Source organism: Marinobacter sp. C1S70 (genome assembly GCF_000475355.1).
GTDB lineage: Bacteria > Pseudomonadota > Gammaproteobacteria > Pseudomonadales > Oleiphilaceae > Marinobacter > Marinobacter nauticus.
On sequence record NZ_AXBW01000019.1, the window covers coordinates 1 to 20931 of the forward strand.

General features: G+C 57.6%; 18 protein-coding genes. 8 read left to right on the forward strand and 10 right to left on the reverse strand.

The features are described from left to right. Positions 1 to 65: 65 nt before the first annotated feature. The 9 genes from Q669_RS06510 to Q669_RS06550 all read right to left on the reverse strand — a co-directional run bounded on the left by Q669_RS06510 (position 66) and on the right by Q669_RS06550 (position 12317). Positions 66 to 818 carry a response regulator gene (locus Q669_RS06510; protein WP_014421941.1) on the reverse strand — a complete coding sequence of 251 codons (753 nt, stop codon included), beginning with the start codon at positions 816 to 818 and terminating at the stop codon, positions 66 to 68. Between the two features lie 148 nt (positions 819 to 966). Next, positions 967 to 1647, reverse strand: coding sequence for a sensor histidine kinase (locus tag Q669_RS06515; RefSeq protein ID WP_014421940.1), 681 nt, complete (start codon positions 1645 to 1647; stop codon positions 967 to 969). Further along, on the reverse strand, positions 1644 to 3284 hold the full coding sequence (locus Q669_RS06520) for a tetratricopeptide repeat-containing response regulator (RefSeq protein ID WP_022991674.1): 1641 nt from the start codon (positions 3282 to 3284) through the stop codon (positions 1644 to 1646). The genes Q669_RS06515 and Q669_RS06520 overlap by 4 nt, the downstream gene beginning before the upstream one ends. After that, a complete protein-coding gene (locus Q669_RS06525; RefSeq protein WP_022991675.1) occupies positions 3281 to 6799 on the reverse strand; it encodes a PAS domain-containing hybrid sensor histidine kinase/response regulator in 3519 nt (1172 codons plus the stop codon). The genes Q669_RS06520 and Q669_RS06525 overlap by 4 nt, the downstream gene beginning before the upstream one ends. Positions 6800 to 6826: 27 nt before the next feature. Next, positions 6827 to 7333 (reverse strand): hypothetical protein, encoded by a 507-nt coding sequence (locus Q669_RS06530; RefSeq protein WP_014421937.1) that lies wholly within the window; start codon positions 7331 to 7333, stop codon positions 6827 to 6829. Positions 7334 to 7430: 97 nt separating this feature from the next. Beyond that, positions 7431 to 9197: a sodium:solute symporter family protein gene (locus Q669_RS06535; RefSeq protein ID WP_022991676.1), complete on the reverse strand. Its 1767-nt coding sequence runs from the start codon at positions 9195 to 9197 to the stop codon at positions 7431 to 7433. Between the two features lie 6 nt (positions 9198 to 9203). Then, positions 9204 to 9467: a DUF4212 domain-containing protein gene (locus Q669_RS06540; protein WP_022991677.1), complete on the reverse strand. Its 264-nt coding sequence runs from the start codon at positions 9465 to 9467 to the stop codon at positions 9204 to 9206. Between the two features lie 210 nt (positions 9468 to 9677). After that, a complete protein-coding gene (locus Q669_RS06545) occupies positions 9678 to 10385 on the reverse strand; it encodes a PolC-type DNA polymerase III (protein ID WP_022991678.1) in 708 nt (235 codons plus the stop codon). A gap of 15 nt (positions 10386 to 10400) precedes the next feature. Beyond that, positions 10401 to 12317: a putative nucleotidyltransferase substrate binding domain-containing protein gene (locus Q669_RS06550; protein WP_014421935.1), complete on the reverse strand. Its 1917-nt coding sequence runs from the start codon at positions 12315 to 12317 to the stop codon at positions 10401 to 10403. A 181-nt stretch (positions 12318 to 12498) separates the two neighbouring features. On the opposite strand from Q669_RS06550, the gene smrA reads away from it, so the two are divergent. The 8 genes from smrA (at position 12499) to Q669_RS06590 (ending at position 19107) form a co-directional block, all read left to right on the forward strand. After that, a complete protein-coding gene (smrA, locus tag Q669_RS06555) occupies positions 12499 to 13080 on the forward strand; it encodes a DNA endonuclease SmrA (protein WP_014421934.1) in 582 nt (193 codons plus the stop codon). A 53-nt stretch (positions 13081 to 13133) separates the two neighbouring features. Beyond that, positions 13134 to 13325 (forward strand): hypothetical protein, encoded by a 192-nt coding sequence (locus Q669_RS06560; protein WP_022991679.1) that lies wholly within the window; start codon positions 13134 to 13136, stop codon positions 13323 to 13325. A gap of 59 nt (positions 13326 to 13384) precedes the next feature. Beyond that, complete coding sequence (locus tag Q669_RS06565; RefSeq protein ID WP_022991680.1) at positions 13385 to 13873, forward strand: (2Fe-2S)-binding protein; 489 nt, start codon at positions 13385 to 13387, stop codon at positions 13871 to 13873. 1 nt (position 13874) lies between these two features. After that, on the forward strand, positions 13875 to 16073 hold the full coding sequence (locus Q669_RS06570; protein ID WP_022991681.1) for a xanthine dehydrogenase family protein molybdopterin-binding subunit: 2199 nt from the start codon (positions 13875 to 13877) through the stop codon (positions 16071 to 16073). Positions 16074 to 16162: 89 nt separating this feature from the next. Then, positions 16163 to 16789, forward strand: a complete 627-nt coding sequence (locus Q669_RS06575; RefSeq protein ID WP_022991682.1) for a methylthioribulose 1-phosphate dehydratase — start codon at positions 16163 to 16165, stop codon at positions 16787 to 16789. Further along, positions 16786 to 17343: a 1,2-dihydroxy-3-keto-5-methylthiopentene dioxygenase gene (locus tag Q669_RS06580; RefSeq protein ID WP_022991683.1), complete on the forward strand. Its 558-nt coding sequence runs from the start codon at positions 16786 to 16788 to the stop codon at positions 17341 to 17343. The genes Q669_RS06575 and Q669_RS06580 overlap by 4 nt, the downstream gene beginning before the upstream one ends. Continuing rightward, on the forward strand, positions 17343 to 18035 hold the full coding sequence (gene mtnC / locus Q669_RS06585) for an acireductone synthase (protein ID WP_022991684.1): 693 nt from the start codon (positions 17343 to 17345) through the stop codon (positions 18033 to 18035). Before Q669_RS06580 ends, mtnC begins: the two co-directional genes overlap by 1 nt. Positions 18036 to 18045: 10 nt before the next feature. Then, the gene (locus tag Q669_RS06590) at positions 18046 to 19107 is read left to right on the forward strand and encodes a DUF3080 domain-containing protein (RefSeq protein WP_022991685.1); all 1062 of its coding nucleotides are present in this window, start codon (positions 18046 to 18048) and stop codon (positions 19105 to 19107) included. A gap of 13 nt (positions 19108 to 19120) precedes the next feature. Here Q669_RS06590 and Q669_RS06595 read toward each other — a convergent pair whose 3' ends face one another. After that, complete coding sequence (locus Q669_RS06595) at positions 19121 to 20914, reverse strand: GspE/PulE family protein (RefSeq protein ID WP_370231760.1); 1794 nt, start codon at positions 20912 to 20914, stop codon at positions 19121 to 19123. Between the last annotated feature and the right edge of the window lie 17 nt (positions 20915 to 20931).

Below are 20931 nucleotides of genomic sequence, written 5' to 3' on the forward strand. Positions count from 1 at the left end.
CTCCTAAATAAACAAGCCCCAACATCCTTGATGTTGGGGCTTTTTTATTTCTGCCTTTATGGTCACTATCGACCGATTAATTCAATAACGCCGCCAACAATGCTATGCAGCAAACTGAATTGTTCATCGGTGCGCGCAATATACTCGTCCAGAACCCCTCCCTGCCATGTGACAAGCCAAACCAGTGCCACCAAACCCGCAATGGATAAGCCGCCCAGCCAGCGCATTTGCCGTTGTTGCTGGTCTAACTTCTGAACCTGTTGTAGCTGACATTCGGTAAAGGCAGCGCGCAACTCACGGATTTCTTCCTCCAGCTCTTCATAGGCAATTTCCAGCGTAGACAGGCGCCCGGTCATGCCCCGGGAGTTCTGTTCCGTTGCTTCCAACCCGTGATGTCCTCCTTCCTCAACGGCCAGGCGGATGGCTTCACTTTGTTCCTGATCAGGCACGTTAGACAGAATGATATCCAGAGTTCGCATCAGCTGGTCCCGGTCAACCTGCTTGCGAATGACACCGGCAGCACCGAGGGCTCTGGCTTCCTGTAGGTAACGTTCTGCGTTCTGGGAGGTATACATGAATACCGGGATGTCCCGCGTCTCCGGCTGTTGCTTGAGTCTCTCCAGTGCCTGAAAGCCATTCATGCCCGGGAGGAGATGATCAAGGAAGATAAGGTCGAAATGTTCCTGCTGAAGCAGGGGAAAGGCCTGCTCCGCAGTGGCAACCCCTTTGGTGGAGATATCCGCTCGTTCAAGCAGCCGGGACAACAGAATACGGGCCGTTGACGAGTCTTCGATGATCAGTGCGTGCCCTCGCGGCATGAGAGAGCTCCTCCCTGGAAGTGACAGACGTTGTTACGCCGTGATGAATCAGTCCGAAAGACTCGGGCACTATAAGTGCAGCTCAGAAAATATGCAGTGGGTTGGCGGGCCCGGGTTCCGTTTTTGAGACTCCCATTTCATTTTTGCGTCAGGGCAGCCAGATTTCGAATACACCCCCACCCAGGCTGCCGCCGTTGTGCAGTTTGATGGAGCCGGTTCGCTCGCCTTCGCTATGCAGTGCGGCCACAGACGAGGCGAAGAACAGCCCCAGGCTGGTACTGCCGGTATTGAAGTCCAGCGACTTGAAACTCAGGGTACCAGTATGTTGCATGCTTTCCGGGTAGCCCTGGCCATCATCTTCAACCCCCAGCACCAGATAACCGTCTTCTTCGCGCGCAATAAGCCGTATCTGGCTTTTGGTATAACGGATGGCGTTGTTGATGGTGTTGTTGAGTACACCGGTCAACAGGTCCTCGTCGAAAAAACCATTGATGTCATCTGCGGCAATTGAATATTTGAGGCCGAGTCCCTGCAACAAAGGGATATGCCTGGCGAGGTGCTCCTCCAGGAAATCCGGCACAAAATGCTCGTCAATGTGGGCAGAGAGATTGTTTTCTCCCAGGCGATAGATACCCAGTAACTGAACCAGATCGTTATGCATACGCTCGGCTTCGTACTGGAGCATGTTGAATTTGTCGGAGCCAGCAAGGGATTGCTCATGTTCACCACGAAGTTCGTCGAGGCTGTTCAGTAACATGCCGAGAGAATTTTTCATGTCGTGCACGGCAGAGGCCAGCACCATCGAAAAGTCGATGTTTGGGTCGGTCATGCGGTCAGTCCTTTCAGTTTTCGGGTGAGGGCCAGGTATCGACGGTGTTGACGATGCTGCTCCGGCAGCTTGCTCAGACGATCCAGGCGCTGTTGGCAGGCAGCCAGTAACGCAGGCTCCGGGCTCTGGTCATATTGCTTCATCAACACCTGAACCAGGTTCAGGTTCAGGGCGGCATGGTCCGGAACGATCGCCAGGGCTTTGTTGAAGGCTTCCACTGCAGCGTCGAGGTCGCCTGCCTCAAACGCTTTGATGCCATCCCGGTTCATGCTGCGCGCTTCCAGTTTCTGACGGAAGCCAACGGGCTCGTCCAGGAGGTTTTCAATTTTCTGCAAGGTGTCGGGGTCGTTATCAAATCGTGAGGCCAGATCGCCGAGGATTCTCTTGGCTTGATCTTCCCGGCCCATCCGGAACAGGGTTTTTGCGAAATCCAGCCCCATATCGGCCGGGAGTTCCTCCAGGCTTTCGAGCTCCGAGCTGACCGCGGTAAGAATCTTCTCGGCCTCCCAGTGGCGGCCCTGGCCGGCATGGAGACGGCACTGCACGATCCGGCTTTTGAGCCCGATGGTTTCATCGTTGTCGAAGCGTTTCTCCATTTTCGTAAGCACAGAGAGGGCTTCTGACGAGCGCGCCGCGCCTTCTTCGTCCAGATCGCCCTCGCTCAGATCGGACAGGCTCTGGGCGAGCGACAGGTAATGCTCTGAATTGTCGTGTATGGAATAGGTGCCCAGAGACACCGTCTGTCGCCACGCCTGGGAGGCGGTGTCAATATCCTGGTTTGCGCCGGCCAGTTCAGCTAGATGCTTCTGGCGGAGCAGAGCGTTGGGGGAGTGTTCAGCCGCTTTCTCAAGAACCTGTTGGGCCTGGGCCGATCGTCCCTGTTTCTGAAGGCCTTCGGCCAGCAGGTCGTAGGCTTCCATATAGTCCGGGTGTTTTTCAATCAGAGCCTTGAGGCCGTCGACGGCCTGATCAAAGTTCCGGTTGGCGAGCAACACCTTACACCGGCCTAGCCGGGCCCAGGACAGCTCCCGCTGATTCAGAACATCATCGTAGACCTTCTGGGCGTGGGCCAGGTCGCCGACCATGAAGTAGAGTTCCCCGAGTGTCTTCATCAGCCAGGTTTTGTAGCGGGGCTGTTTGGGCAGGGTTTGCAGGCAAAGACTGATGGCTTCCGGGTAGTTTTCCCGATCGATCTCCCGGGTGATGGGGAGCAGGGCATTGCGCTGTTTGATCAGGCTGCCCAGACGTTGCTCCAGCATGGCACGGTTAATGGGCTTTGTCAGATAGCCGTCAGGCTGATATTCCCGTGCCCCCATGACCATTTCCTTGGAGGTTTCCGCGGTTACCATCAGGAACAGCGATGAGCGTTTGAGGAGTTTCTTGTGCCTCAGCTCTTCCAGTACATGCTGGCCGTTTTTGCCTTCCCCCAGGTTGTAATCGCACAGCACGACATCGACGTGATTGTAGGTACAGTACTGGATGGCGGGCGTGGCGTGAGCAACCAGCTCAATCTTGTCGGCACCACAACTGCGGAGCATCTGCCGCATGGATAGCCGAAAGTTCTCGAAATCGTCGACAACAAGAAAAGTAAGCTTGCCAAACGGATTTACTGCGTCTTTCCGGTCGGATGGATTCATGGCCGCTTCTGTTTAAGAAGTTTGTTTACGAGCGCTCGCAGGGCTGCAGGCTTCACTGGCTTGTACAGTACCTGGTAGCCCCGGTTGCCTGCGTCGTCACGTACCTCCGGCGCCATATAGCCGGTAATGAGGATGCCGGGAATGTCGCTTCCCAGATGTTCCCTTATGCTGTCCATGGCATCCAGTCCATTGCGGTTATCATCCAGCTGATAATCAGCAAGTATAATATCGGGCCTGCGTCCGTCCAGTTTGTCCAGGGCATCGTCCAGGCTTTCGGCGGCAGTGACATCACACTGCCAGTTGCCCAGCAACGCGACCATGCCTTGCAGAATGGCTGCGTCATTGTCGATGCACAGAACGTGCAGGCCCCCGAGATTGGAGACCCGCCTTGAACTGCTGCCGCTTTTCTGGGAATCCAGCCGGCTTTGATCGGCCGGGGCGACCGGAACCGTGATCCCGAATACGCTGCCTTTGCCCTGGATGGAGTGCACGGTGACGGGGTGGTTAAGCATGCCGCTGATACGATCAACAATGGCCAGGCCAAGCCCCAGCCCCTTCTTGTCGCGACCATGCTGGAATCGGCGAAACTCCTCAAAGATGTGATTAAGCTGGTCATCTGACATACCTGGTCCGGTGTCCCAGACTTCAATGCGCAGATAGCCTTTCAGGCGTCGGCAGCCCATCAGAATCTTGCCGCTTGCGGTGTAGCGGATGGCATTGGAAAGGAAGTTCTGTACCACACGACGCAGAAGTTTCGCATCGGAACGGACCCAGGCGGTACTGGGGACCACATGCAGTTCCAGCCCGTGATCCTTGGCGATGGCTGAAAACTCGGTGGCCAGATGCCTGAGCAACTCGTTGACCGGAAACACGCCGATATCCGGCTCAAGTGCCCCGGCATCAAGCTTTGAAATGTCCAGCAGTGTACTGATGATCTCCTCAGCCGCGCCCAGCGAGCTGTCGATGTGGTCTACCAGATCTCGGGTTTCGCCCTCGTTCACTTTGCCGGACAACGCGGAGGTAAAGAGTCTTGCTGCGTTCAGGGGTTGCAGCAGGTCGTGGCTTGCAGAGGCAAGGAAGCGGGTTTTACTCTGGTTCGCCTGCTCGGCTACCGACTTGGCCTTGAGCATCTGCTCATTGATCACCTGCAGTTCCTGGGTGCGCTCGCGGACCCTTTGTTCCAGATAGATGTTGGTTTCCTTCAGGGCCTGCTCGGTCCTGCGCATGGCGGTAATGTCCTGGAATGTGGTGACATAGCCGCCGCCTGGAATCGGACTGCCATCCACCCGGACCACCGTGCCATCGGGCCGCTGACGCTCGTAAGACATGGGTTTGCCTTCGCGCATGCTGTTGCAGCGGTTCTCGACGATGTCGTCAATTCGCCGGGCAGACAGGTTGGCGTTGGTGAGGTTGTAGCGCATCAGGTCTTCAACCGGCCGGCCAACCCGCACAAACCCCTTGGGATAGTTGAACAGTTCAAGATAACGATGGTTCCAGACGACAAGTTGCTGCTGATGGTTGACCACGGACACGCCCAGGCTGATGTTCTCGATGGCAGACTGCAGTAATTCCCGGCTGAAGGTCATGGCCTGGGAGGCTTCATCGACAATGCTGACCACGTCCTCAATCTGCATATCGCGGCCAGTCAGGGTCGACTCCAGAACCACGCGGGCGGTGGAGGCTCCAATCACCGATGCCAGCTGGCGCTCTATGTACTTCATCAGGTGGGTGGAAGCTGGCCGCTGAGGATAGAGCCGGATGGCATTACGTCGTTCGTAGTTCATGAAAATGCTTTCGGAACGTTCTTCCCCCATGAACCGGTCGGTCAGGGCCTGCAGGTCGGAGGTAAGAATCTCACCCTGCCAGCTCTGGTGCTGGGCATTCTCGGCTTTGGGCTGCGCATCGTGGAAGAACGCGGCAATCTGAATCTTCTCCCGAATACGTTGCCGGGTAATCAGGGAGAGCAGAATATAGGCCCCGGTGTTTACCCCCAGACTCCAAAGAATGCCATGGCTAATCTGATCCAGGTCGGAACCGAACAGGGCCGTTGGTCGGGTCCAGTTCCAGCCAAACAGGCCGTGCTCAATCAGGGTATCCGCAACCCACCCGGTGGACACCAGCGCGGGCAACAGCAAGGTGTAACACCACATCAGGAAGCCCAGCCCAAGGCCCCAGGCAGCTCCGGTGAAGTTACCCTGGCGCCAGAGAATACCGCCTACGAGCGCGGGACCAAACTGGGCCGCTGCGGCAAAGGACAGTAAGCCAAACGCCGTCAGGCTGTAGTCTTCGCCAGCCATGCGGTAGAAGCCGTAGGCGGTCAGCAGTACTACAAAGATGGCAACCCGCCGGATCGTCAGCAGCAGGAAGCTGAGATCAGTTCGTCGGTTCATGCCTGGTCGGAAGAACTTGAGCAGGCCTGGCATGATGATTTCATTACTCACCATGGTGGCTATGGCGACGGAACAGACAATCACCATGGCGGCCGCCGCTGATCCACCGCCCAGAAACGCCAGTACGGCAAGCCAGTGTTCCCCTGCCATGATCGGCAGTTGCAGGATGACGATGTCCGGATCGCTGCCCGCCAGGTGAGTGCTCAACAGTCCGGCTGCGGCAATGGGAATGACGAATGCGCTGGCGATGATCAGATAGATCGGCATCGCCCAGCGAGCGACCTCAAAATCCCGGTGATCGGTGTTCTCCACCACCATCACGTGAAATTGCCGTGGCAGGCAGATGATGGCCAGCATGGCAACCAGCGTCTGTGTGAGGAACGCAGGGGCTTCCAGCGACTCTGTGGTAAGCGTGCCCATCAGGTCAGCTTCGCGGACTCGGGTAAACAGGTCCCCGAAGCCATCGTACAGCCCGTAGCCAACAAACAGCCCCACCGCCACAAAGGCGATGAGCTTGATCAGTGATTCAAAGGCAACGGCCTGGATCATGCCCCGATGATGTTCTGTGGACTCCAGGTGCCGGGTTCCGAACAGCACGGTAAAGACCGCCAGAGCCAGGGTGATGTACCAGGCAGAGTCGTTCCAGGCCGCTGTACTCAATTCCTGATAACTGTCACCGGTGCCCGAGAGGACATTAAACCCCAGGGCAATGGCTTTGAGCTGAAGGGCAATGTAGGGAACGCTGCCGATCAGGGCAAAGATGGCCACCATGGCCGCCAGCACCTGGGATTTGCCGTAACGCGAGGCAATAAAGTCGGCAATGGAGGTGCTGTTGTTGCGTTTACTGATGTAGATGATGCGCCGGAGCAGCGGCGCAAAGAAAATGAATACCAGTAACGGGCCCAGGTAGATGGGGAGAAATGCCAGACCTTCCTGGGTGGCCCGACCAACTGCGCCATAGAAGGTCCATGACGTGAAATAGACGGCCAGGGACAAACCGTAAATATGGGTTCTGGCCAGACGGCGCTTGTAGAGCCCCGGGTGCCGGTCACCTGCCCAGGCGATCAGGAACAGCAGTGAAATGTAAGTGATCGATATAAGGACAAGCAGCCAGGCGCTAATCATGGGGTCTTGTTATCCGCTCCTGTGGTCTCAGCTTCTGCAAATGATGGTATAGAGTGGATCGTCGCTCTCCAGCAACTTCATGTTATCTACTCTCGGCGCCCCGTCGGAACCCAGTGGTACCAGCTCCCGGCTGCCACAGTTAATGAGATGAATCCGGTGCGAAACCGCATCGGTGACCGTCTGCTCGAAACGATAAAGGGTGAAGCGAACAATGTTCTGATCACCGGTATCACGGCTGATACTTTCCTTGTCGACCGCAGAGAATGAGGTCACGTAGGGAAACACAAAGGTCCAGGGGCGAAAGAAAATTCTCTCCTGTTCGGTGGCCACTACCACAGCTTCTTCCGGCAGCATGGCTCGTTTGTGGTCATACCAGGTGTATTCTCCATAGATCAGATAACCCAGCATGCCCGCACCGGCAAAGACCGGAATCAGCCACTTCGGGGCTTTTTTGGCGGTGGCCGCGCGAATACCCATGGCGATGCCAGCGGCACCAAGACCGCAAAAAACGGTGGCTACAAATGTCCAGAACATACAACGGTTTCCTCAAAAAAGAACGGGCTCCCTCACTGAGGAAGCCCGTTCGGTTTCAACCTGTCGTCAGGTGCGATGAATCAGATTGTCTTTCGCTTCAGTGATCCTGGGCAGTACCGGCACCACGCGGGTAGCGGACGCTTTCAACCAGTTCCTGAATTTCAACGGGCGGCTCTGCAGTCACCTTGGATACTGCGAAGGCTACCGCAAAGTTGACGATCGCACCAATGGCACCGATAGACAGCGGGGAAATACCCAGCACCCAGTTCTCGGGAGTGTCTGCCAGATTGTTAGTGCCCGGGATGAAGAACCAGCCTTTGTACACGAAGATGTACACCAGAGTGAAGATCAGGCCGGACAGCATGCCTAGTGTCGCGCCCACGTTGTTTACGCGTTTGGAGAAGATACCCATCATCAGTGCCGGGAACAGTGAGGCAGCCGCAATACCGAAGGCAAGGGCAACCACCTGAGCCGCGAACCCTGGCGGGTTTGCACCGAGATAGGTGGCGACAACAATGGCAACGGCCATGGATATCCGGGCAGCCATCAGTTCGCCCTTATCACTGATACTGGGGTTGAATCGTCCCTTGATAAGGTCGTGACTCACCGCCGAGGAAATCGCCAGCAGCAGGCCGGCGGCTGTCGACAGCGCGGCTGCAAGACCACCGGCTGCGATCAGGCCAATGACCCAGCCTGGCAGGTTGGCGATTTCGGGGTTGGCCAGTACCAGGATGTCACGGTTAACCACCAGTTCGTTGCCGTTCCAGCCGCGGGCCTGGGCTTCAGCTTCAAACGCAGGTACGTCGTTGTAAAGCTGGATACGGCCGTCTTCGTTTTTGTCAGTAAACTGAATCAGACCCGTTACTTCCCATTCCTTGACCCAGTTCGGGCGCTCATCATATTCGATGGGAGCGGCCTGGGTTCCGTCCGGGTAGATAGTGGTCATCAGGTTCAGGCGAGCCATGGAAGCGACAGCAGGAGCCGTCAGGTACAGCAGGGCAATGAAGACCAGAGCCCAGCCGCCAGACCAGCGCGCGTCAGCCACCTTGGGCACAGTGAAGAAACGAATGATAACGTGTGGCAGACCGGCAGTACCGATCATCAGGGACAGTGTGAACAGAACCATGTTCAGTTTATTGTCCACATCAGCGGTATATTCGTTGAAACCGAGATCAGTGATGACCTGGTTCAGCTTCTCAAGCAGCGGCAAGCCAGAGTCGGTATGGGTAGAGAACATGCCCAGGCCCGGAATCGGGTTGCCTGTCAGTTGAATGGAAATGAACACGGCGGGAATCGTGTAAGCGACAATCAGTACACAGTACTGGGCTACCTGAGTATAGGTAATGCCTTTCATGCCACCGAGTACCGCATAGACGAATACAACAACCGCTGCGATGATCAGACCGGTGGTGGCATCCACTTCCAGGAAGCGGGAGAAGGCCACACCAGCGCCAGCCATCTGGCCGATAACGTAGGTTACCGAGGCAACGATCAGACAGATAACGGCTACCAGTCGCGCGTTTGCGCTGTAGTATCGATCCCCGATGAACTCCGGAACCGTAAACTTACCGAACTTCCTCAGGTAAGGAGCCAGCAGCATGGCCAACAGGACGTAGCCACCGGTCCAGCCCATAAGGAACGTGGAGTTGGCATAGCCACCGGCCGCGATCAGACCAGCCATGGAGATAAACGAAGCGGCAGACATCCAGTCAGCACCGATTGCGGCGCCGTTGGTGATAGGATGCACACCACCGCCCGCAACGTAGAAATCGCTGGTACTGCCGGCCTTGGCCCAGACAGCGATGGCGATGTAGAGGAGGAACGAGCCCCCTACGAACATAATGTTGATTGCAAATTGGCTCATTTGTCCTTACTCCTCATGCACGCCGAATTTTTCGTCGATCTTGTTCATGCGCCATGCATAGTGAAAGATCAGAACAATGAAGGTAAGGATGGAGCCTTGCTGGGCAAACCAGAAGCCCAGATCGGTGCCGCCTACGGGGATTCCCGCCAGCATCGGGCGTAACAGAATAGCGAAGCCGTAAGATGCCAGGGCCCAGATAATCAGGCTCCCGAATATCAGGCGTAGATTCGCCTTCCAGTAGTTTTCAGCGTCGTAGCTATGACCTGACATACAATCACTCCTGTATTGTTGTTGTGGAGATTGGGTGTTTTTTTGGTGAGGTGTTGCGGATAGAGAATTTATTATTCATGTAGTACTTCTCCGACTTGTTGTCTCCTCCGACTTTACCGGTCAATGGATTTATGGATATTGGCAAATGGTCTAACTCTCAGTAACTTGCCTTGTATTTGGTCAAGGACATCGCCAGTAGATCCTGTTCCGCTAATAGCGGTGCATATGCTGTAAACGGCGTTGATAATGCAGCTTTTCACTGAGTTCTTTGAGAGTTTTGACGTCGTTTTTCCGGGCTTTATTGAGGGCTATCAGTGCCAGTTCTGCGGTAACCAGCGCGTCGGCTGCGGCGTGATGGCGTTCACTGATTTCCAGGCCAAATACATCCGCCCAGTCGTCCAGGCCGCGCCCTTTGATCGTTGCTTTCGGGAAGAACGCCGGCATCAGCTCGGCAACATCCATCCAAACGTGGGGCAGCGTGTAGCCCAACTGGCTTTTCAGCGTTTTTTCGAGGAACTTCTGGTCGAAGGCGGAGTGGTAGGCAAGAATCGGATCACCGTTCATCCATTCCAGAAGGTAGAGCAGTGCATCCTGGGTTTCGTAGCCCTGAGTCAGGGCTTCGGGGCCGATGCCATGGATCAGCACGGTTTCCCGGATGTCCAGTTCAGGGCGACGCAGAATCAGGTCAAACTGGTCTTTCAGGTGGATGACGCCACCTTCGATGGCAACCGCTCCGATGGCGATCACTTCATCTTTGGATGCGTTCAGGCCGGTGGTCTCAAGGTCAAGGACAATCAGCCGGCTCCGGGACAGGGGCTGGTCGGCAACGGTTTTCGGGCTGGGCAGGTTGGCGGCATCGTGATCGCCGACCGTGCCGCCACGCCGTTGGGCGAGCCACTGTTTGATGTATTCCAGCATGATCTGTGTGCGGGCCTATAGTTGGTACGTGACTTCGAGTTTCTGCTGGAGCCGCTGGGCCTGGCGGAAAGACTCGCGAAGTATGCGCCGGTCCAGAGGATTCAGGTCGTCCGGATCGATGTAATTGGTCAGCTCCTCGCCCCGGTCGAGCATTTCCTGATGAGCACGCATACGGATGGCCTGAATCAGGCTGTAGGCTTCCTTCCAGGCGTTGGCGTCCTTGGCGTCAAAGATGTCTTTTCTGGCCAGGGCGTCAATGCGCTCCAGGGTATTGGCGGCTTCCACCCCATGGGCCAGTGCGAACACCCTTACGGATTCCACAAATGGCGCCAGGCCCTGACGTTTCAGATCCAGCGAGTGTTTCTTCTCGTCGTTCAGATAGCGGAAGTTCCGGAACATGGTCAGGGGCGGTTTTCGCTGCAGCGCGTTGCCAGCGAGCATTTTCTGGAACAGGGCGTTCTTGCGGATGCGTTGGAGCACCTTCTCCAGCAGACGATGGAGTGGCTCAGTGGGGCCGAAGACCGCTCTCATATCCAGGAATATCGACGAGTAGACCAGGTTCTGGGGGGTTGAGGCATCAATAAAGCGGATAAACCAGTCGTCCCATTCCCGGTCACTCAGGCAGAGTTTGGGGTTGCTGGCCATAATGTTGCCTTTGCACAGGGTGAACCCGCACTCCGCCAGTTCGTCGTTGACCTTGCGGGCAAAGGGCAGCAGTTTCTCACGCACCTGGTCTTCGGTCATGCCCTCTGGTGTTTCGAACAGAATACCGTTGTCCTGGTCGGTCAGCAGGGTTTGCTCCTGGCGGCCTTCACTGCCAAAGGTAAGCCAGGTAAACGGAATGCCAGGGTCGTTTTTCTTGAGGTTAAGTTCGAGTACCCTGCGCACGGTGACATCGTTCAGGGTGGTAATGATCTTCACCACCTGGCCCGAATCCGCGCCGTGGGCCAGCATGGCGTCGACCAGCCTTGAGACATCGGAGCGAAGGCTGACCAGGGTGCGCAAGTGGGTGGCAGTGCCGATGGTTCGAGCCAGGTTGACCAGGTCTACCCGCTGAAGAGAAAACAGATCCCGCTCGGATACCACGCCAATCAGGCGGTCCTCTTCGTCGACCACACACAGATGGGCAAAATGGTGTTCCGCCATCAGCATTGCCGCCTCAAAGGCGTCCGCTGTGGCGGGCAGGCGACAGGGATTGCCTGTCATCACCTGACGAATGGGCGTGTCGAGGGGGCCCTTTTCCTCAGCGATCATGGTGCGCAGGTCGCGCAGCGTGAAAATGCCGGTTGGATGACGATTGTCATCGGTGATAATGATGCTGCCCACATTATTCTCGTGCATCCGGGCTACGGCCTTGCGAACCGGCAGATCCGGTGAGCAGACAATCGGGTTGCGCAGCGCATAGCGCTCCAGGGGGGTGTCCAGGCTGTTGCTGGAGCCAATGGAAGCCATGGCCTTGGACTGGATGCGCTGATTGACCTGATCCAGCAGGCTGCTCACGCCCCGCAGGCAGAAATCGCGAAAGGATTCGCTTTCGGAAAACAGGGTGATGAAGGCGTTCTGTTCAATACTGAGGCAGAAGGTATCGCCGGAAGCCCTGTGTAGCGTTCGGGTCGGGCGCTCGCCAATCAGTGCCGCAAGCGGAAAGCACTCACCCTGGCTGATTTCAAAGGTGGTTTCTGCCCGGTCTTCTTTTTCATTGTGGCGCTCACCCCGGATACGTCCCTGCTTGACCACATAAAACCGCTTGACCACTCCATCGTCGGGCGAGAGCACTTCGTCGCCATCGGCGTAAAACCTCAGGGTCGCATGCTCAGCAAAATGGGCCAGATGGGTGTCGTCCATGCTGGAGAACGGGGCATGTTCCCTCAGGAATGACATAATCGCTCGGGTGTTCTGAGGGCGGGTAGTGTCCTGATTTGCTGCGGCCATATCGTGATCCGTAAGCTTGGGAGCCAGGTACGGGGAGCTCCGTCATTATTATTCTCCGCTTGCAGTGTAGTTCAGCGGAACCCGGAGGGGCTCTACGATTTTCGTCGCAGAGCTTTTCTTTATGGTAGACCGGTGCGGTGATAGAGTTCTGATACTCGTCAAACCGGAATCAGTTAGTGTCATGACCAGTAAAGATGAACGCCTTGCCTTCCTCGAAGAAATGAAGGATGTGCAGCGGATACGCAAACCCAATCGGGCCGAGGTATCGGTGCCCAAGGAGCTGACGCCCGGGCACCTTGAACGCCAGAGGGCGGCGGTTGAAAAACCGGTGCGAGACCTGAACCCGCTGACATCCGATATGGTAGAGCCGCTAACGGCACACGACATTCTCAGCTGGCAACGCCCAGGCGTTCAGCACGGGGTTTTCCGCAAGCTGCGTCTTGGTCAGTACCCGATCGAGGCCCGGCTGGATCTGCATCGCATGACGGTGGAAGAAGCCCGCCGGGAAGTGTTCGGTTTTATCAACGACTGCGTACATTACGGTTTACGCTCGGTGATCATCCTGCACGGCAAGGGCGAACGCAATCCCGATGGCATCGCCCAGCTCAAGAGCTACCTGGCGAAGTGGTTGCCAGAGCTGGACAACGTTCTGGCTTTCCATTCGGCAAAGAAACACCACGGTGGCACCGGCGCGGTTTACGTAATGGTCAGGAAAAACGATCGGGAAAAACAGCATAATCGGGAGATCCATGGTTCCAGATAAGGAATCGTCTGGATTATTCGCTACGACGGAAACACCGAATCGGGAGAATTAAGATGCGTTTGATTTTAGTGGCTTTGATTTCTGTACTGACATTGGCCGGCTGTAAAGACCGGGTAATCTGGAACGACAATGGCAAAGTGGAAAGTGCCACCCAGAACCGTGAAGTCTGGGATTCCAACGGCAAGCTGGAAACCGGTGAGCGCAAGATCTGGGTAAACAAGGATGGTGAAGACGTCGTCAAGTAAAGGCGTGGCGGTAAAACGCCCCGAACCTGCCAAAACAATAACATGATGAGGAGCACGGAATGGCTTTCACGCTGACTGTGAACGGTCGCCAGCATTCGCTGGATGTCGAACCCGATACCCCGTTGTTATGGGTGCTTCGGGATGAACTTGGGCTGAAAGGGACCAAGTTTGGCTGCGGTGCAGGCCTCTGTGGCGCCTGCACTGTGCACCTGAACGGTCAGCCCGCCCGTTCCTGCTCTACGCCGGTGGAGATGGCTGAAGGTGCCGAAATCACCACCATCGAAGGCCTGTCCGCTGATGGCGAGTTGCATCCGTTACAGAAAGCCTGGGTGGAACAGGGGGTGCCCCAGTGTGGTTATTGCCAGTCTGGCCAGATCATGACGGCCGCGCACCTGCTGGCCAACAACCCCTCTCCGGATCGCGAACAGATCGTCACCGCCATGACCGGCAACCTGTGTCGCTGCGGCACCTATCCTCGCATTGTGGCTGCGGTTGAGTCCGTCGCCGGTGGTGTGGGTCAGTACCAGACGGCCGGGGAGGATGCGTAATATGGCGATGAATCGACGGGATTTCCTGAAGGTCAGCACCTCGGCTTCCGGTGGACTGCTATTGGCGCTGAATCTGCCTGGTTGTGCCTCCGTGCAAACCGGCTATGAGCCTGAAACCGGAGAATGGAAACCGAACGCCTGGCTGGAACTCACCCTGGACAACGACATTATTTTCACCCTGGATCGGGTTGAGATGGGCCAGGGCACCTACACCGGCCTTACCACTTTGATAGCGGAGGAGCTGGATGTAGCGCCGGAGGCCATTCGCGTGGAATTTGCCCCGGTTGCTCCGGAGTACCGTAACCCGTTGTTCGGGCTCCAGCTTACCGGTGGCAGCACCAGTGTCGCCTCCAGTTGGCAGCCCCTGCGGGAGGCCGGAGCTTCGGCGCGACTGATGCTGGTGATGGCCGCCGCCCGGGTTTGGCGGGTCGAGCCGGGACAATGCAAAACGGAGGGCGGGTACGTACGCCACCCCAACGGCCTGGATTCCATGCCCTATGGCAAACTGGTGGAGTTGGCGGACAAAGAGGTGATTCGTGGTGATGTGCCACTGAAACCCCGCTCCCAGTGGAAATACATCGGCCGACAGGCCGGAAGGCTGGATGCCGAGGCCAAGTCCACCGGCCAGGCGATGTACGGGATAGACGTAGAGCTGCCGGATATGGTCTATGCCGTTATGACCCGGAGCCCCCGCTATGGCGGACTGGCGGTCAGTTTCAACCGCGATCAGGTTCGGGCCATGCCGGGCGTGCTTGATGCCTTCATCACCGAGCGCGGTGTGGCCGTAGTGGCAGATCGCTACTGGCGAGCCCGCAAGGCTCAGGAAGCGCTGGCAGTTGAGTGGGATTTTTCCGAGGCCGTCGGGTTATCCAATCCGGACGTGTTCAAACACTATCGTCAGGCCGCCGGTGACGATCCCGGCGAGGACGAACGGGTGGACGGTGACCCCGAGGCTGTTCTGGAGAAAGCGGGTACCCTGGTGGAGGCTGAATATGAGCAGCCGTACCTGGCCCACGCCACCATGGAACCAATGAATGCGACCGCCTGGTATCGGGACGGTGGCATGGAAGTCTGGGCGCCGACCCAGGCGCCGGATCTGGGCCGCATAGCCGCCGCGCGACACACCGATCTCTCTCCGGATGACGTGACTATCCACACGACCTTTCTTGGCGGTGGCTTCGGCCGCAGGTTGACCCAGGACTACATTGAGGAAGCAGCCCTGGTCGCCTACCGGGTGAAAGTGCCGGTCAAACTGATCTGGTCCCGGGAAGAAGACACCCGCCATGGCTTTTTCCGCCCGGCCATGTTGCATCGTATGGCGGCCAGTCTGGAGGATGGGCAGCTGAGGGGCTGGGATCATCAGATTGTTGGCCCGCAGATACTTGACTGGTACGTCCGGAACGCTGCACCAGCCCAGTACCCCTGGGCACCAAAATTACTGTACGGCACATTGGGCCGGGTTGGCCTGATGGTTGAAGGTATCGCAACCCCGAAAGACATTTCGGCCATTGAGGGTGCTATTGGCTATCCCTACGCGGTACCCAATGTCCGGGTTCGGCATACCCATACTGACCCGGGCGTGCCAATTACCTGGTGGCGCTCCGTGGGCTATTCCCACAATGGTTTCGCGGTTGAGACCTTTATGGATGAACTCGCCAACCAGGCCAACGAAGATCCAGTCAGTTTCCGGCTGAAACTGCTGGAGAATGAGCCCCGTCATCGGCGGGTTCTGGAGCGGGCTGCCGAGCTGGCGGGCTGGAACCAGCCGGTGCCAGAGGGCAGGGCGCGCGGAGTGGCCTTGTTCAAGAGCTTTGGTACCTATGTTGCCCAGGTGGTGGAAGCCAGTATTGAGCAGGGTGGAATTCGCGTTCATAAGGTCACGTGCAGCGTGGACTGTGGTCAGGTGGTGAACCCGCGAATTGTCGAGGATCAGATGACCGGCGGCATTGTCTTTGGCCTGACGGCGGCTCTGAACGGGGAAATTACCCTGGACGGCGGCGAGGTGCAGCAAAGTAACTTCCACGATTATCGTCTGCTGCATATGCATCAGGTACCGGAGATGGTGGTGGATATTGTCGACAGCGAAGAGCCGCCCACCGGCGTTGGGGAACCTGGCGTCCCGCCGGTGATTCCGGCCCTGGGCAACGCCTTGTTTGCGCTGACTGGCAAGCGCCAGCGCCGTCTGCCCCTTAAAGCCTGAGCGTAATCGGTTTTACCCGGGCTGGGGTGGTTCTATAATGGCGCCAGATTCGCGCCCGGGCAGGGCTCGTACCAACCCGGAGGATGCCTGTGTTTGATGTAACCCGCTACGCCACCGCCGCCCAATCCATCGTCGAGGCAGGCCGCTTTCTTTACGACCGCGGCTGGTCGCCCGCCACCAGCAGTAATTATTCGGCTCGTATCGATGGCGACCATGTGGCGATAACGGTATCTGGCCGGCACAAGGGCCAGTTGGGCGCAGGCGACGTCATGGTGGTGGATCTGCATGGCCAGGCGGTACAAAGCGATTGCCGCTCGTCGGCAGAAACCCTTCTGCACACGGTGATCTATCAGCTTTATCCCGAGGTTGGCGCCGTTCTGCATACCCACTCGGTCAAGGCTACCGTGCTTAGCCGCCTGATCCCGGCGGGGCAGGCACTGGAGCTTGAAGGCTATGAGCTACAGAAAGCCTTCAATGGCGTGCAAACCCATGAGGGTAAGCTGATTGTTCCCGTGTTCGACAACACCCAGGATATTCCGGCACTGGCTGAGGAAACCCGGGACTGGTTTGCGCGTCACCCGGAACAGCCTGGATACCTTATCCGCGGCCATGGTCTTTACACCTGGGGCCGCACCATGGCCGATTGCCTGCGCCATATTGAAGCGTTTGAATTTCTCTTTGAATGTGAACTCGAAACCATGAGGGTACGCCGATGACCACCCTGAGCATTTTTCATCAGAACCAGCCCGAACAGGCCCAGACGGTCGTAACAGACCCGGACGCCATCCGGAATAAACTGAGTGCCCACGGCGTGCATTTCGATCGTTGGGCAACCCGCGATCTGCCGGCAGACGCCACCCAGGAGAAGATTCTTGAGGCCTATGCCGACGAAGTGGCAAGGCTCAAACAGGATTGGGGGTTTCAGACCGCAGACGTGGTCAGCCTGACCGCGGATCATCCCCAGAAAGACGCGTTCCGCCAAAAGTTTCTGGATGAGCACACCCACAGCGAGGACGAAGTGCGTTTCTTCGTTCGTGGTCAGGGATTGTTTTACCTGCACTTCGGCGACCAGGTATACGCGCTGCTGTGCGAGAAGAATGACCTGATCAGTGTGCCTGACGGCACCCGGCACTGGTTTGATATGGGGCCGGAGCCTGAGTTCACCTGTATCCGGCTGTTCAGCAACCCGGAAGGCTGGGTGGCGAGCTTTACCGGTGAGGATATTGCCTCCCGGCTGCCCCGATATGAGAGCCTGGCGGGAGGGGCCTGATGATTCGAGTGATCCTGACGGACATCGAGGGCACCACCAGTTCGATCTCGTTCGTGCACGATGTCCTGTTTCCCTACGCCAGCGAGCACCTGCCAGGGTTTATCCGGGCCAACCACCACACTCTGCCGGCGGTGGCGGAACAGCTGGCGCGGGTGGCAGAGATCAGTGGTACTGACCCGAAAGATATCGATGGCCTGATCAATGTGCTGCAAGGATGGATTGCCGAAGACCGCAAGGAGGGGGCGCTAAAGGCGCTGCAGGGCATGGTCTGGGAGCAGGGGTACCACAGCGGTGAACTGAAAGGCCATATCTATCCGGATGCCGCGGATTATCTCAAGCGCTGGCATGATCGGGGCCTGAGACTGTTCGTATATTCCTCCGGGTCCGTCAAGGCCCAGAAGCTGATCTTCGGTCATAGCAATGAAGGCGACTTCACAGTTTTCTTCTCTGGTTATTTCGACACGGCCGTCGGGGGCAAAAAGGAGTCCCAGTCCTATCGCAACATTCTTACGGAGCTAGGGGTAGACGCGGGCACAGTGCTGTTTCTGTCCGATGTTGAGGAAGAGCTGCGTGCCGCCGAGGAAGCCGGCCTGAAAACCGCCTGGCTGGTACGAGAGGGCGAACTGCCGGATACCGCTCGGGTCGTGGCCAGGGATTTTTCGGAGGTTGATGCGCTGTTGCGCAAACGATAGGAGGTGATTCATGCCCGGGCGCCGCTGGTATTCATGGCTGTTACCGGCTGTGTGTGCACTGAGCCTGTTCGGGTGCAATCCCTTTTCAGACGCTGAATCCCTCACCGATGAGTACCTGGAACGTTTGGCCCGGGTACTCGATACCGCGCCCGTTCCCAGGGCCGAGCTGCCCGCCGCCTCCATTCCACCCAGGCGGAGAGAGCGTATACTTGCCCTGCCGGAGCTGGATCTGGGCATGCTGGATTTTCTGTCGCTTTACGGCTGCGAGCTCCAGTATGTGGTGGGCGAACGCAATTCCGTGATGGGCAAGGTGATGCAGCCCATCAATCAGTTACGCTATGAGATTCGTTTTATCCGAGCTGCGGAGGCCTGTCTGCCCGAGGTAGATGACGAGGAACTCACAGAAGCTCTGGAATCCGCCATTGAAAGCAAACGGGACAGTCTGCCGCTGGCGGTCTGGAATGCCACCTGGGGGACCGAAGAGGTGGAGCGCCAGTTTACCCTGTCCAAAGGCTATTATCCGGTGGCGGAAACTGGCAATCCCGCGTCGGATCTGGTCCGGGATCTGCAGCAGTTGAACCGCCAGGTGGAAGCCTTACTGGCTCAGAAGCTCGAGATCTCCCTGGAGAATCTCGGCCAGATCCATCAGCGCTGGCAGGCGGATGTGCTGGCGGGCCAGACTATTAACAGCGCCCGCTTGCTGATCAGCACCCTGAATGCCGGCACCGAGCTGCTCGGCACTCGATTGGAGGGCAGGCCGCTGTGTCTCAACGGCCAGCCCAATAACCAGTCGGAAATTGTTCAGAACTTCTTCTTCAGTATCTATATCGGAAAAATCCAGCCGTACATGAGTGACGTCAGCCGGGCACGGGATTCGCTGATTGCGGGCTTTGAGGAACTTGCCAGACAGCAGCAAGCCGTGATGCCAGAGAGTTTTACGCCCTGGTACCAGCGTCATCTGGCGGCTGATACCCAGAATAGCCTCTGGCAGGAACTGGATCAGGCCATGATGCGGCATACCCGGCACTGGCAGGATCTCTTGGGGCAGTGCGGGCTTCGTCCGGGCGCCTGATGGTCCGTTTTACTCAGCGTTGGCTTTCCGGCGTTACCCTCAGAATTTCCTCCACCGTGGTCAGTCCCGCTGCCACTTTCTGGGCGCCATTGAGCCGAAGCGACTTCATGCCTTCTTTGTAGGCATCCAGCCGAAGCTGTTCCAGCTCGCAGTGATCGGTGATCTGGCGGGTGAGTTTGTCTGACAGTGCCATAATCTCGTATACCCCGGCTCGGCCCATGTAACCGGTGTTCCGGCATTCCAGGCAGCCGACCGGCTGGTAGAACTGTCGGGGCAGCAGTGCCTTCCACGGCCGGGTCAGCGTCTGCCAGGCGTGAGCATCCGACTCCCCGGGCTGCTTGCAGTGCGGGCAGAGCGTACGCGCCAGTCGCTGGGCCATCACGCCGAGTACCGTGGCCCGGATCAGATAGGGCGGAATGCCCAGCTCCATCAGGCGGGTGATGGCGCTGGGGGCATCGTTGGTATGCAGTGTTGAGAGAACCAGATGCCCGGTTAGCGCTGCCTGCACTGCCATTTCAGCGGTTTCCAGATCCCGGATCTCACCGATCATGATGATGTCCGGGTCCTGCCGCAGCAGGGCACGAACACCGTGGGCAAAGGTCAGGTCGATATTGGTTTGCACCTGCATCTGGTTGAATGCGGGCTCCACCATCTCGATCGGATCCTCAATGGTGCAGATGTTGAGCTCCGGAGATGCCAGTTGTTTGAGTGTGGAATACAGCGTGGTGGTTTTACCGGAACCGGTGGGCCCGGTTACCAGCACGATACCGTGGGGCCGCGAGGTCATGGTTTGCCAGCGTTCCCGGTCTTCTTTGCTGAAGCCCAGTTGCTCGAAGGATTTGAGCAGTACCTCCGGGTCAAAAATCCGCATCACCATTTTTTCACCGAACGCCGTTGGCATGGTGGCCAGGCGCAGCTCCACTTCGCTGTTATCGGGTTTGCGGGTCTTGATGCGGCCGTCCTGGGGTCGTCGTTTCTCGGCCACGTTCAGGCGCCCGAGGATTTTCAGGCGGCTGGTCACGGCCACCCCAACATGTTCCGGGAATTCGTAGACGTTGTGCAGTACCCCGTCGATCCGGAACCGCACCTGGGTAACCGTGCGCCGGGGCTCTATATGAATGTCGGAGGCTCGCTGCTCGAAGGCATATTGCAGCAGCCAGTCAACAATTTTGACTACATGCTGGTCGTTGGCGTCCGGATTCTCGCTGGCGCCCAGGTCCAGTAACTGTTCGAAATTCTGATTGCCGGTGCCGCTTGACGACTGGCCGCCACTGGCTTTGCTGACCGAGCTTGCCAGTTGATAGAACTCGACGGTGTAACGGCGGATATCCTCTGGATTGGCGACCACCCGGCGAATGTCCTTGCGTACCGCCTGGCGGAGGTTGCTTTCCCATTCCCGCTTGAAAGGTTCGGTGCTGGCAATTACGACTTCATCCGGTGTGATCTCCACCGCGAGAATGCCATGGCGTTGTGCGAAGGCGTAGGACATCACCCGCGCGATGGCCGGCGTGTCGATCTTGAGCGGATCGATATGGTAGTAGTCCTGTCCACCCCAACGGGCAAGCCAATGGGTCAGCCGCTCCAGATCAAGAGTTCGGCCGTCCCGCTGGCTGGTCAGTGCGGCAATTGCCACCAGCTCGAGAGGATGTCGTTGTGGCGTATGGCCGGCACCCGAGGCGGCACCGAGATTGGCCGTCAGTACTTTTTCAGCATCTCGCTGGGCGATCTCGCCGCTTTCCACCAGCGCTGAACAGATGTCCCTCAGGGTCAGGGTCTGGCGATGCGGCGGTGCCGGCATGGTCACGATGTCATTCGCCATCTATG

Excerpts from the sequence above, each read along its gene's own strand:
- Q669_RS06565 (WP_022991680.1), top strand. The coding sequence starts at position 13,385 with ATGGCTTTCACGCTGACTGTGAACGGTCGCCAGCATTCGCTGGATGTC.
- mtnC (WP_022991684.1), top strand. The coding sequence starts at position 17,343 with ATGATTCGAGTGATCCTGACGGACATCGAGGGCACCACCAGTTCGATC.
- Q669_RS06540 (WP_022991677.1), bottom strand. The coding sequence starts at position 9,467 with ATGTCAGGTCATAGCTACGACGCTGAAAACTACTGGAAGGCGAATCTA.
- Q669_RS06530 (WP_014421937.1), bottom strand. The coding sequence starts at position 7,333 with ATGTTCTGGACATTTGTAGCCACCGTTTTTTGCGGTCTTGGTGCCGCT.
- smrA (WP_014421934.1), top strand. The coding sequence starts at position 12,499 with ATGACCAGTAAAGATGAACGCCTTGCCTTCCTCGAAGAAATGAAGGAT.
- Q669_RS06525 (WP_022991675.1), bottom strand. The coding sequence starts at position 6,799 with ATGATTAGCGCCTGGCTGCTTGTCCTTATATCGATCACTTACATTTCA.
- Q669_RS06535 (WP_022991676.1), bottom strand. The coding sequence starts at position 9,197 with ATGAGCCAATTTGCAATCAACATTATGTTCGTAGGGGGCTCGTTCCTC.
- Q669_RS06570 (WP_022991681.1), top strand. The coding sequence starts at position 13,875 with ATGGCGATGAATCGACGGGATTTCCTGAAGGTCAGCACCTCGGCTTCC.
- Q669_RS06520 (WP_022991674.1), bottom strand. The coding sequence starts at position 3,284 with ATGAATCCATCCGACCGGAAAGACGCAGTAAATCCGTTTGGCAAGCTT.
- Q669_RS06560 (WP_022991679.1), top strand. The coding sequence starts at position 13,134 with ATGCGTTTGATTTTAGTGGCTTTGATTTCTGTACTGACATTGGCCGGC.
- Q669_RS06590 (WP_022991685.1), top strand. The coding sequence starts at position 18,046 with ATGCCCGGGCGCCGCTGGTATTCATGGCTGTTACCGGCTGTGTGTGCA.
- Q669_RS06550 (WP_014421935.1), bottom strand. The coding sequence starts at position 12,317 with ATGGCCGCAGCAAATCAGGACACTACCCGCCCTCAGAACACCCGAGCG.
- Q669_RS06515 (WP_014421940.1), bottom strand. The coding sequence starts at position 1,647 with ATGACCGACCCAAACATCGACTTTTCGATGGTGCTGGCCTCTGCCGTG.
- Q669_RS06545 (WP_022991678.1), bottom strand. The coding sequence starts at position 10,385 with ATGCTGGAATACATCAAACAGTGGCTCGCCCAACGGCGTGGCGGCACG.
- Q669_RS06580 (WP_022991683.1), top strand. The coding sequence starts at position 16,786 with ATGACCACCCTGAGCATTTTTCATCAGAACCAGCCCGAACAGGCCCAG.
- Q669_RS06510 (WP_014421941.1), bottom strand. The coding sequence starts at position 818 with ATGCCGCGAGGGCACGCACTGATCATCGAAGACTCGTCAACGGCCCGT.